An 11,785-nucleotide genomic window follows, 5' to 3' on the forward strand; every position below is an offset into this window, starting at 1 on the left:
CCGGCCCATGCCCCGCACCGGTTTCCGCGCCCAGCCCCTGGCCGCGCTGGCCGGCGCGGGGCTGGCTGTTCTGGCCCTGCTGGCCACCCCCGCCCAGGCACAGCGCGTGACCGGCACCGGGGAAGTGGTGCGCGGCGCCAGCCTGCCCTTCCGCGTCACCACCTTCGCGGCCGGGCTCGAGCGCCCCTGGGGCGCCGCCTTCCTGCCCGATGGCCGCCTGCTGGTGACCGAGCGCCCCGGCCGCCTGCGGCTGGTGGACAAGGATGGCACCGTTTCCCCGCCGCTGGGCGGCGTGCCGGAAGTGGTGGCCGCCGGCCAGGGCGGGCTGCTGGATGTGCAACTGGCCCCGGATTTCGCCAGCACGCGGGAAGTTTACTTCTGCCATTCCGTCCTGCTGCAGGGCCAGGGCGGCAGCGGCGCCGCCACGCGGCTGGTGCGCGCCCGCCTTTCCGCCGATGCCACGCATCTGGACGCTGCCCAGCCCATCCTGGACGCGACGCCGCCGCAATCCTCCGGCCGCAACCACTTCGGCTGCCGCATCGCCTTCGATGCCGAGGGCAAGCTGTATCTCTCCACCGGCGACCGCTTCATCGACAAGATGCGGGCGCAGCGGCTGGACGACCTGGCCGGCAAGGTGCTGCGGCTGGAGCGCGATGGCCGCCCCGCCGCCGGCAACCCCTTCATCGGCCGGGCCGACGCGCGGCCAGAGATCTTCACCTATGGCCACCGCAATCCGCAGGGGCTGGCCTTCAACCCCCGCACCGGCCACCTCTGGGAAGCCGAGTTCGGCGCGCGTGGCGGCGACGAGGTGAACCTGCTGAAGCCCGGCGCCAATTACGGCTGGCCGCTGGTGACCTATGGCGTCGACTACAACGGCAGCAGGATCGGCGAAGGCACCTCCCGCCCCGATGTGGAGGAACCGCTGCGGCACTGGGAGCCGTCGGTCAGCCCCTCCGGCATTGGCTTCTATGACGGCGCGGGCTTTCCGGCCTGGCGCGGCAGCCTTTTCATGGCCAGCCTGAGCACCCCCGGCCTGCTGCGCCTTTCCACCGAGGGCGACCGCATCACCGGGGAGGAACGCCTGCTTTGGGGCGAGCTGCGCTTCCGCCATGTGCTGCAAGGGCCGGACGGGCTGGTCTACATCCTGACGGACGAGGGCCGCGGGCGCATCCTGCGGCTGGAGCCGGTGGCGGCACGCTGAAGGGAAAAGGCCAAAGGGGCTCCGCCCCTCTGGACACCCCGCTGGGGTGACAGTGTCACCCCAGGCCCCGCCATCCGTTTTTGCCACCCTTGGCCGGATGGCACTTCGAACATTCCGAAGGCGTCGCGCCAACAGCGCAGCGCCCTTCAGGCTTTGATCACAAAAAACCCGCAGCGGGGTCCGGGGTGGACTTTCCACCCCGGCGGGGGTCCAGGGGGCGGCGCCCCTTGGCCCCGGCTCCCTTAGACAGGCTCCGCCGAGGGCGAGCCCAGCGCCGCCAGCAGCGCGATGCGCAGCGAGGCCAGCTTGCGCTCGTTCTCGATCTTCAGCCCGAAGACATCCTTCACGTAGAAGACGTCCACCGCCCGCACGCCATAGGTGGTGATATGGGCGGAGGCGATCTGCAGCCCCTGCTCGCTGATCGCCGCCGTCATGTCGTGCAGCAGGCCGGGCCGGTCGCGGCCGTTCAGCTCGATCACGGTGTGGGTGTTGCTGGCGTGGTTGTCGATCACCACGCGCCCCGGCACCTGCACCGCGCGCAGCCGCGCCGGCTCCCGCCGCACCTTCAGGATCTCCTGCTCCAGGTCGATGGAACCGGACAGCGCCTGCTCGATCAGCACGGAAAGCCGCGCCAGCTTGTGCGGGGCATCAAAGGCGCCGCCCTGGGCATCCTGCACCCAGAAGGTATCCAGCGCCCGGCCATTGGTCATGGTGTGGATGCGCGCATCCACAATGGAGGCGCCGGCCACCGCCAGCGCGCCGGCGATGCGGGAGAAGAGGCCGGGGTGGTCGGTGCAATAGACCGTCACCTCCGTCACCGCCCGGCTTTCCAGCACGCGGGTGGAGACGGTGAGCGGCGCGCCGCGCGCCTCGGCATCCCGGATCAGCCCGGCATGGCGGACATGGGTCTCGGGGTCGAAGGAGAGCCAGTAGCCGGGGTAGCCGAGGTTGAGGAACTGCTCCACCGCTTCCGGCGGCTGGTCCGCCATCAGGGCGGCGGCGGCCTGGCGCGCGCGGGAGACGCGCACGTCCCGCTCCGGCACCGAAAGGCCGCCGGCCAGCACTTCCGCCACGCGCCAGTACAGCTCGCGCAGCAGGGTGGCCTTCCAGCCGTTCCAGACCTTGGGGCCGACCGCGCGCATATCGGCGACCGTCAGCACCAGCAGCAGGCGCAGCCGTTCCGGCGACTGCACCACCTCGGCGATGTCGAGGATGGTCTTGGGGTCGTCGATGTCGCGCTTGAAGGCGGTCTGGCTGACCAGCAGGTGGTTCAGCACCAGCCAGGAAACGGTCTCGGTTTCCTCGGTGGTCAGGCCGAGGCGGGGGCAGATCTCCAGCGCGAGGCCCGCGCCCAGCTCGGAATGGTCGCCGCCGCGGCCCTTGGCGATGTCGTGCAGCAGCGTCGCGACATACAGCGCGCGGTGGGACTGGAGCTGGCCGATCAGCTCGGAGGCGACCGGCACGGCCTCCTCCAGCTCTCCCCGTTCCAGCTGGTTGAGCACGCCGATCGCCTCGATCGTGTGCTCCTCCACCGTGAAGACATGGTAAGTGTCGAACTGCATCAGGCCGACGATGCGGGCCCAGTCCGGGATGTAGCGGGACAGGAAGCCGACCTCGTTCAGCACCCGTATCCAGCGGTGGCTGTCCCTGCCCTGCAGCAGGTCCAGGAAGATGGCGGCGGCATCCGGGTCGTCGCGCAGCGCCTGGGCGTGGGAGGCATTGCGGATCAGCGCGCGCTGGGCCAGCGGATGCAGCTCCAGCCCCCGGTTCCGCGCCGCGCGCACCAGGCGCAGCATCACGGCGGGGTCGGCGGCGATGTCCTTGTCGGGGGCGAAGATCAGCTTGCCATCGGCCAGGGCGATGCCGGCGGCGGTGAGGCCCGGCTCCTCCGACTTCTGCACGGCCGGCGCGCCCAGGGCGGCACGCTCGATCGCCGGTTCCAGGAGGTGGGACAGGCGCACCACGTCCCGGGCGGTGAGGAAGAGGTGCTTCATGAAGCGCTCCACCCCATCCTGCTTGCCGTGGCGGGTATAGCCCATGCGGGCACCCACCACGGGCTGCAGGTCGAAGGTCAGGCGCTCCTCGGCACGGCCGGTCACGTAATGCAGGTGGAAGCGGACGGTCCAGAGGAAGTCCCAGGCGCGCCGGAAGGCACGGGCCTCCCGCTCCGTCAGCAGGCCGCCGCCGGGGCTCTCGGGCCCCACCAGCTCCGGCATCCGCTGCACGCCGAAGGCATAGCGGGCCAGCCAGTACATGGTCTGGATATCGCGCAGGCCGCCCCGGCCTTCCTTGATATGTGGCTCCACCAGATAGGGGCTGTCACCGTAGCGCTTGTGGCGCGCGGTGCGCTCGGCGCGCTTGGACTGCAGGAACTGCCCCAGCCCCCAGTCCTGCCGCGCCTGGCTGAAGGCGGCGTCGAAACGCTCGAAGACCCCACGCTCACCGGCCAGGAAGCGGCCATCCAGCAGCGCGGTCTGGATGGTGGCATCGGCGCGCGCATCCTCCAGGCACTCGCGGATGGAGCGGGTGGCATGCCCCACCTTCAGCCCGAGGTCCCAGAGCAGGTAGAGCATGAACTCCACCGCCCGCCGCCCGCGCGGCCCCAGTGGGCTGTCGGAGAGGAAGAGCAGGTCGATATCGGAAAAGGGCCCCAGCACGCCGCGCCCATAGCCGCCGGTGGCGGCCAGCGCGAAAGGCGGCTCGGAAGCCGCGGCGAAGGCATGGGCGGGCTCGGCCTGCCCCGCCATCGCATGCTCCGGCGCCACCTGGGCCAGGGTATAGGCATGGATGGCCGAGATCAGGCCATCCGTCAGCTCCGCCAGCGCCCGTGCGGCGGCGAGGCCGGAGAGCGCATGCTCCTCGAAAGCCTCCTGCACGCGGGACTGGATGCGGCCGAGTTGCCGCCGCAGCAAGGTGAGCGCCACATCCCGCGCCACTGGTGGGCCGGAGCGTGGCACCAGGTCGAGCGCGAGGTCCGGCAGGGGCCGAGCGCCACCAAAGGCCGGGGGAGAAGACGGAGCGATGGCGTCAGGCATGTCGCCGCTGCTGATCATTCTGGGATAATATCCCGTGCTGCGCCGCGGCAACAGCGCTCATGATACGAATAGGTGTCATGTTCTGCATCGAGCGGACAGCAGCCGCGCGGCGACAATCAACCACGGCAGGACCCGGGGAGCCAGCACTGTATTGGCACGAAACCGGGACCGGAGGGAACCGCCCTGCCGGCCGGACACTCCCTCAAGCCCCGCTCCGGCTTTTTCCGCCCCGCGGCACCGAAGCCACACCGGCGGCCTCGCACTGCTCAACCGGCCACCCACGCCCTCCCCTGGCAGAACCACCGCGCCGGATGCTCCGGACCGATGGCGGGGCCTGGGGTGACACTGTCACCCCAGCGGGGGTTCCAGGGGGCGGCGCCCCCCCTGGCCGCGCCCTCAGTGCAGCAGCGCCTTCAGCCGGTAGACCGCTTCCAGCGCCGCGCGCGGCGTCAGCGTATCCGGGTCGATCTCCTCCAGCGCCGCCCGCAGCGGGTCCGGCCCTTCCGGTTCCGGCGCCGGCGCGGCCGGGGCGGCGCGGGCGAAGAGCGGCATTTCCCCCGCCAGCGGGTCCAGGCCCCTCGCCCGTTCCTCCAGCGCCGCCAGCACGGCGGTGGCACGGGCCACCACCTCGCGCGGCACGCCGGCCAGCTTGGCGACATGCAGGCCCCAGGAGCGCTCGGAGGCACCGGGGGCGACGAGGTGCAGGAAGACCACCTCGCCCCGGTGTTCCCGCACCTTCATGGTGGCGGGCGCCAGTTCCGGCAGCTTGCCGGTCAGCGCCGTCAGTTCATGGAAATGGGTGGCGAAGATGGCGCGGCAGCGGATGCGGTCGTGCAGCGCCTCCAGCACCGCCCAGCCGATGGCCAGGCCATCCCAGGTGGCGGTGCCGCGCCCGACCTCGTCCAGCACCACTAGGGAGCGGGCGGTGGCCTGGTTCAGGATGGCGGCGGTCTCGGTCATCTCCACCATGAAGGTGGAGCGGCCGCCGGCGATGTCGTCCGCGGCCCCCACGCGGGAGAAGAGCCGGTCCACCAGCCCGATGCGGGCGCTTTCCGCCGGCACGAACAAGCCCGCCTGGGCCAGCACGGCCATGATGGCGTTCTGCCGCAGGAAGGTGGACTTGCCGGCCATGTTGGGCCCGGTCAGCAGGCAGAGGCGGCGGCCGGGGGAGAGGTCGGCATCGTTGGGCACGAAGGCGGCGCCCTTCAGCGGGTCCCGCGCCAGCGCGGCCTCCACCACCGGGTGGCGGCCCTGGGTGATGCAGAAATCCGGGCGGTCCACCAGTTCCGGGCGGCACCAGCGCTGGCCGGCGGCCAGTTCGGCGGCGGCGGCGTGGATGTCGAATTCCGCCATGGCCTGGGCGCTGGCATCGATGCCGAAGGCGGCGCGCAGGCAGAGGTCGCGCAGGTGGCGCACCACCAGGGCCTCGCGCTTCGCGGCCTGCTGCCCGGCCTCGGCCAGCTTGCGGTCCAGCTCCGCCAGCGCGGCGCAGGTGAAGCGGATGGCATTGGCCATGGTCTGGCGGTGGACGGGCGCCATGGGGCCGGGCTCGGGCGGGGCGCGCAGCAGCTTCTCGCCGGCGGCGGCGGGCATTTCCGCCAGGTAGCCGAATTGCTGGTGGTGGCGGATCTTCAGGCTGGCCACGCCCCAGGCCTGGGCCAGGTCCATCTGCATGGCGGCGATGGCGGCGCGGCCGTCGTCGCGCAGCCGGCGCAGGGCATCCAGTTCCCCGTCATAGCCGGGGGCAACCACGCCGCCATCCTCGATGCGGGCGGGCAGGTTCTCCGCCAATGCGCGGTCCAGCTCGGCATGCGGGGAGGCCTCGGGCACCAGGGCGGCGGCGGCATCCTCCAGCAGCACCGGCAGCGGGCGGCCGTGCAGGAAACCGGCCATGGCCTCGGCGCGCGCCAGCCCGTCCCGCAGGGCGGCGAGGTCGCGCGGCGCGAAACGGTCCAGCGAGAGGCGGGCCAGGGCGCGGGCCATGTCCGGCGCGCCCTTCAGGTGGCCGCGCAGGGTGGCGCGGGCGGGGGCATCGGCCAGCAGGGCGGCCACGGCATCGTGGCGGGCGGCGATGGGCGCCATCTCCGCCAGTGGGCAGGCCAGGCGGGCGGCCAGTTCCCGCGCGCCGGCGCCGGTCAGCGTCCGGTCCACCGCCGAGAGCAGGCAGTTGCGGGTATCGCCGCGCTCGGAGCGCAGGATCTCCAGGGAGCGGCGCGTGGCGGCATCCATCCGCAGCGTGCCGCCACCGCCGGCGGGCTCGGGCGGGCGCAGGCGGGGGGCGGCCTCGCCCTGGGTCGCGCGCAGATAGGCCAGGGCCATGGCGGCGGCGCCCAGCTCGGCGGGCTGGAAGGCGCCGAAGCCCTCCATGGTGGCGACGCCGTAGAATTCCGCCAGGTCCCGCGCCGGGTCGCGCGGCGGCTCGGCGGCGGCGATGCGCTCGGCCCAGGGGGCCAGGGCCGCGTGGCCTTCCAGCGCGGCGGGGGTCAGGACCTCGGCGGGTTCCAGCCGGGCCAGCAGGGCGGCCAGCTCGGCCTCCGACAGCACTTCGGTGCGGAAGGCGCCGGTGGAAAGGTCGGCCCAGGCGGCGCCCAGGCTGCCTTCGCATGGGCAGAGCGCCAGCAGCCAGGCGGGACGGCTGCCTTCCAGCAGCGCGTCTTCCGTCACGGTGCCGGGGGTGACAAGGCGCACCACCTCCCGCCGGATGGTGGGCGCCTTGCGGGCCTTGGCCTGTTCCGGCGTCTCCCGCTGGTCGCAGATGGCGACGCGCAGGCCGGCGCGGATCAGCCGCGCCAGATAGCCTTCCAGCGCATGCGCCGGCACGCCGGCCATGGGGATCGGCTCCCCCTGGTGCTCGCCGCGATAGGAAACGGCGAGGCCGAGCAATTCGCCGGCCTTGTGCGCGTCCTCGAAGAACAGCTCGAAAAAATCGCCCATGCGGAAGAAGACCAGCGCGCCGGGGTGCTGCGCGCGGGCGGCGAACCATTGCGCCATGGCGGGCGTGGCGCCTTCCGCCGAGCGGGAAGGCCTGGCGGCGGGCGCGCGGCCGTCATCGGGCGCGCGGAAGGGCTGCTGCGGGGTCGGGGCGGCAGGATGCATGGGGCGAGTCCTAGCCCGGATCGCCGCCGCCCGGAATGGCAGGGCGGGCTTGCCGCGGCCGGGAAAGCCGTCCAACACTCCGCCGACATCGGCGGATGAAAACCGCCGGTCCAAAGAAAGGCTGATCCGATGCTACGACGCTCCTTGCTGAAAGCCGCCGCCGCGGCACCGCTGCTGCCCGCCCTCGCCGCCCCTGCCGTGGCGCAGAACAGCCGCGCCAGCACGCTGCGTTTCGTGCCGCAGGCCAATCTGGCCGCGCTGGACCCGATCTGGACCACCGCCACCGTCACTGGCAACCACGCCTACTACGTCTTCGACACGCTCTATGCCCTCAACGCCGCCGGCCAGGTGAAGCCGCAGATGGCCGAGGGGCATGAGATCGGGCAGGAAGGCAAGCTCTGGCGCATCAAGCTGCGCCCGGGGCTGAAGTTCCATGACGGGGAGCCGGTGCGCGCCGCCGACTGCGTGGCCAGCCTGAAGCGCTGGTGCGCCCGCGACCCCTTCGGCCAGTTGCTGCTGAAGGTGGTGGACGAATGGCGCGTGGTGGATGACCGCAGCTTCGAGGTCCGCCTCAACCGCGCCTTCCCGCTGCTGAGCACGGCACTGGCCAAGTCCGACGGCTCCGCCCCCTTCATCATGCCGGCGCGGCTGGCGGCCACCGACCCGGGCAAGGCGGTGACGGAGATGGTGGGCTCCGGCCCCTACCGCTTCCTGGCGGACCAGTTCAATTCCGGCAGCAGCGCGGCCTATGAGAAGTTCGAGGACTATGTGCCGCGCGACGAGGCGCCGGACCACGCCACCGGCGGCAAGGTGGCCTATTTCAAGCGCATCGAGTGGCAGATCATCACCGATCCCTCCACCGCCGCCGCCGCGCTGATGAATGGCGAGATCGACTGGTGGGAGCGCCCGCTGGCCGACCTGCAGCCGATGCTGGCCCGCAATCCCGACATCATCCGCCGCGTGACGGACAAGGCCGGCCGTACCGCGCTGGCGCGGCTGAACTGCCTGCAGGAGCCCTTCAAGGACGTGCGCCTCCGCCGCGCCGTGCTGGCCGCGGTGGTGCAGGAAGACTACATGCGCGCCACCCAGGGCGACGACACCTCCACCTGGACCGAGACGCGCTCCCTCTGGCCCAAGGGCACGCCCTACTACGCCGACAACGCCGACCTGATGCCCGGCAGCCTGGACAAGGCGCGCGCCATGCTGAAGGAGGCCGGCTATGGCAACCAGAAGGTGGTGATCATCAACCCCACCGACTTCCCCGACATCGGCCCGCTGGGGCAGGTGACCGCCGATACGCTGAAGCGCGCCGGCATGAACGTGGAACTGGCCGAGACCGACTGGGGCACCGTGATCCAGCGCCGCAACTCGCGCGAGCCGGTGGAGAAGGGCGGCTGGAGCATCTTCCACACCACCGGCCCCTCCGGCTTCTACGGCAGCCCCGCCATGTCGCCGCTGGTGCGCGGCCAGGGCGAGGCCGGCTGGTTCGGCTGGTGGAAGAGCGAGCGGGCCGAGGCGCTGACCAACGAATGGCTCTATGCCACGGACGAGGCCGGCCAGAAGAAGGCCGCGGCGGAACTCGGCCGCCTGGGGCTGGAGGAAGTGGCGACGGTGCCGCTGGGGCAGTTCACGCTGCGCACCGCCTTCCGCAAGGACATCACCGGCATCGTGGACGGCACCGGCCCCTATCCCTGGGGCGTTCGCCGGGCCTGAACCCTTGGGGGGCGGCACCCGCCGCCCCCTTCCCGCGGTCCCGACGCTTGACGCGGGCCGCCCAGCGTGTCGAATCGTGGACGGATCGCCATGCCACAGCTCTCCCTCCTCACCCCCCTCGGCGCCCTGACCCTCTCGGAGGATGACGGCGCCATCGTCGCCTTGGACTGGGGCCGCGGGCGGGACCAGCAGGAAACGCCGTTGCTGCGTGCGGCGGCGGACCAGTTGCAGGATTATTTCGACGGGCGGCGGGTGCAGTTCGACCTGCCGCTGGCCCCCTTCGGCAGCCCCTTCCGCCAGCGGGTCTGGGCGGCGCTGCGCGCCATCCCGCCCGGCGAGACGCGCGGCTACGGCGACCTGGCGCGGGAGCTGGGCACGGCCGCGCGGGCCATCGGCGGCGCCAATGGCGCCAACCCCATTCCCATCATCATCCCCTGCCACCGCGTGGTGGGGGCGGCCGGCGCGCTGGGCGGCTATTCCGGCGGCGAAGGCCCGCAGACGAAGCGCTTCCTGCTTGAGCTCGAACGGCGCGCGGTGCGCCAGCAAGGATCCCTCCTATGAACCACGCCATCCGCGTCCATGCCCCCGGCGGCCCTGAGGTCATGGTGTGGGAAGAGGTGCCGCTGCCCACGCCCAAGCCCGACGAGGCGCTGGTGCGGCACCATGCCGTCGGGCTGAACTACATCGACGTCTATTTCCGCACCGGCCTCTACAAGGTGCCTTCCCTCCCGGTGACGCTGGGCATGGAAGGCGCCGGCGTGGTGGAGGCGGTGGGCAGCGAGGTGACGGACCTCAGGCCCGGCGACCGCGTGGCCTATGCCATGGCGCTGGGCGCCTATTGCGAGGCCCGCACCATCAAGGCCGACCGGCTGGTGAAGCTGCCGGACAGCATCGACTTCCAGACCGGCGCATCCATGATGCTGCAGGGCATGACCGCCCAGTACCTGCTGCGCCGCACCTTTCCGGTGAAGGCGGGGCAGACCATCCTGGTGCATGCGGCGGCCGGCGGCGTCGGGCTGATCCTGTGCCAGTGGGCCAAGGCGCTGGGCTGCACCGTCATCGGCACCGTCTCCACCGCCGCCAAGGCGGAACTGGCGCGGGAGAATGGCGCCGACCACGTGCTGATCGCGGGGAAGGACAATCTCCCTGCGCGGGTGAAGGAGATCACCGGCGGCGCCATGCTGCCCGTGGTCTATGACAGCGTGGGCCGCGACACCTTCATGGATTCGCTGGACTGCCTGGCGCCCTTCGGCACCATGGTCTCCTACGGCAATGCCTCCGGCCCCGTGCCGCCGGTGGATATCGGCATCCTGGCCGCCAAGGGCTCGCTCTTCCTGACGCGGCCGACGCTGGCGACCTATACCGCGCGGCCCGACGACCTGACCGCCACCGCCGCCGACCTCTTCGCCGCCGTGCAGTCCGGCGCGGTGAAGATCCGCATCAACCAGACCTATGCCCTGAAGGACGCCGCCGAGGCCCACCGCGCCCTGGAGGCGCGCCAGACCACCGGCAGCACCGTCCTCATTCCCTGAGTTGGATACGCTGTCAGAAAGCCTTTTTTGGGCCAAGCATAGCTTCCGGACATCTCTCGAAAGCTGATTTTCAGGGCGCCACGGCGGGTGGATGCAGGAGAAGCGGGCCGCTACTCGGCAGCCCGCGTCCTTGAGCGTACCGGACACTCTGTGGCTAAGCCAGGGCCACCAACCTTACACTAGGAGTTACAGCCAGGATGCTTCCTCGGAGCCATTATTTAGATTTGGAAGACGAGGCGAATCGTCTTGGCCGCAAGATTCCCCTGGTCTGGGTGCGTTCTACACAGAGCCGTATCGGCAATCTAGGCGACTCGTTGAGCAGCTTGGCAGTCGCGGTGCTGTCGGGATGCCCGATCGCCCATCAGGGCTTCACGACCAAAGCGCCCCGTTTGGTTGCGGTAGGCACCATCGCGCAGAACATGCGTGGATCAACCGTACATCTCTGGGGCACGGGGCTCGACGCAGGGCGCCGGGCCTTCGGCGATCGCATGGCGGCCTTTGCAGCGGCGCCCGACACAAATTACGTGGTCCATGCGGTTCGTGGCTCGCATACCCGTCAGGTCATGCTGCAGGCCGGCTTGCATGTCCCGCCGATCTTCGGCGACGCAGGTTGGTACATGCCGCGCATCATCAGCGACTACGGCATCGAGAAGAAATACGAGCTGGGCGTCATCCCGCATATCTCCGCGATGGCCAGCAAGACTCCGGAAGTTGACCTACGCCCTGGCGCCAAACGCTTCCGCGCCTCAGAGACCGATGGGATCAGGCTGTTTAATACCTTCCACGACGCCAGCTGGGCAGGATTCAAGAGCAAGTTCGAGGAGATGCTCTCCTGTAAGAGGATCATCACCACCTCCTTCCATGGCCTCATCATCGCGGATGCGTATCGCATTCCATGCATTTACTTTCCGCTTGGTAGCGGCGGAGTCAGGATCGCTGATGTGGAGCGGGACTCTAGGTTCGTAGATCACCGCGTTGCCGACTTCTATGCGGGCGGCGGGCGGAAGAAGCTTCCCGTCTTTTGTGGGGATGAGCATGAGGAGACCCAATGGGATAAGGTCATCGCGGCGATCGATGCTCATTACGAGCCTTTCACTCACCGTCATGAGACCAATTTCTTGGAAGCCTTCCCTTTCGAGCCTTCCGTCGACATCAGGGCCATCCAGTGGGATCTGGACGAGGCCAAGGCAGAGCAGGTGCCCTGGTGA

Annotated in this window: 7 protein-coding genes; 5 read left to right on the forward strand and 2 right to left on the reverse strand. The window is 70.7% G+C overall.

Translation table 11 applies throughout. From position 1 onward, the window contains the following. The first annotated feature begins 7 nt into the window (after positions 1-7). Positions 8-1,201 carry a PQQ-dependent sugar dehydrogenase gene (locus EBE87_RS09630; protein ID WP_120640627.1) on the forward strand — a complete coding sequence of 398 codons (1,194 nt, stop codon included), beginning with the start codon at positions 8-10 and terminating at the stop codon, positions 1,199-1,201. Between the two features lie 242 nt (positions 1,202-1,443). Here EBE87_RS09630 and EBE87_RS09635 read toward each other — a convergent pair whose 3' ends face one another. Together EBE87_RS09635 and mutS are read right to left on the reverse strand one after the other, a co-directional pair. Beyond that, positions 1,444-4,254, reverse strand: coding sequence for a [protein-PII] uridylyltransferase (locus EBE87_RS09635; protein WP_120640626.1), 2,811 nt, complete (start codon positions 4,252-4,254; stop codon positions 1,444-1,446). A 378-nt stretch (positions 4,255-4,632) separates the two neighbouring features. Then, positions 4,633-7,227: a DNA mismatch repair protein MutS gene (gene mutS, locus EBE87_RS09640; RefSeq protein WP_122139981.1), complete on the reverse strand. Its 2,595-nt coding sequence runs from the start codon at positions 7,225-7,227 to the stop codon at positions 4,633-4,635. 234 nt (positions 7,228-7,461) lie between these two features. Here mutS and EBE87_RS09645 point away from each other — a divergent pair, with 234 nt between their 5' ends. From EBE87_RS09645 to EBE87_RS09660, 4 genes are all read left to right on the forward strand, one after another. Continuing rightward, a complete protein-coding gene (locus EBE87_RS09645) occupies positions 7,462-9,045 on the forward strand; it encodes an ABC transporter substrate-binding protein (protein WP_120639627.1) in 1,584 nt (527 codons plus the stop codon). 90 nt (positions 9,046-9,135) lie between these two features. Then, positions 9,136-9,606, forward strand: coding sequence for a methylated-DNA--[protein]-cysteine S-methyltransferase (locus EBE87_RS09650; protein WP_120639628.1), 471 nt, complete (start codon positions 9,136-9,138; stop codon positions 9,604-9,606). Further along, entirely contained in the window at positions 9,603-10,577 is a 975-nt protein-coding gene (locus EBE87_RS09655; RefSeq protein WP_120639629.1) for a quinone oxidoreductase family protein, read from the forward strand. Before EBE87_RS09650 ends, EBE87_RS09655 begins: the two co-directional genes overlap by 4 nt. A 197-nt stretch (positions 10,578-10,774) precedes the next feature. Beyond that, complete coding sequence (locus EBE87_RS09660) at positions 10,775-11,785, forward strand: polysaccharide pyruvyl transferase family protein (protein WP_120639630.1); 1,011 nt, start codon at positions 10,775-10,777, stop codon at positions 11,783-11,785.

It is taken from the genome of Teichococcus wenyumeiae (genome assembly GCF_003696345.1).
GTDB classification, from domain to species: domain Bacteria; phylum Pseudomonadota; class Alphaproteobacteria; order Acetobacterales; family Acetobacteraceae; genus Pseudoroseomonas; species Pseudoroseomonas wenyumeiae.

Bases quoted from the DNA above. Each gene is read 5' to 3' on its own strand.
- EBE87_RS09630 (WP_120640627.1), top strand. From the start codon at position 8: ATGCCCCGCACCGGTTTCCGCGCCCAGCCCCTGGCCGCGCTGGCCGGC.
- EBE87_RS09635 (WP_120640626.1), bottom strand. From the start codon at position 4,254: ATGATCAGCAGCGGCGACATGCCTGACGCCATCGCTCCGTCTTCTCCC.
- mutS (WP_122139981.1), bottom strand. From the start codon at position 7,227: ATGGCGCAATGGTTCGCCGCCCGCGCGCAGCACCCCGGCGCGCTGGTC.
- EBE87_RS09645 (WP_120639627.1), top strand. From the start codon at position 7,462: ATGCTACGACGCTCCTTGCTGAAAGCCGCCGCCGCGGCACCGCTGCTG.
- EBE87_RS09650 (WP_120639628.1), top strand. From the start codon at position 9,136: ATGCCACAGCTCTCCCTCCTCACCCCCCTCGGCGCCCTGACCCTCTCG.
- EBE87_RS09655 (WP_120639629.1), top strand. From the start codon at position 9,603: ATGAACCACGCCATCCGCGTCCATGCCCCCGGCGGCCCTGAGGTCATG.
- EBE87_RS09660 (WP_120639630.1), top strand. From the start codon at position 10,775: ATGCTTCCTCGGAGCCATTATTTAGATTTGGAAGACGAGGCGAATCGT.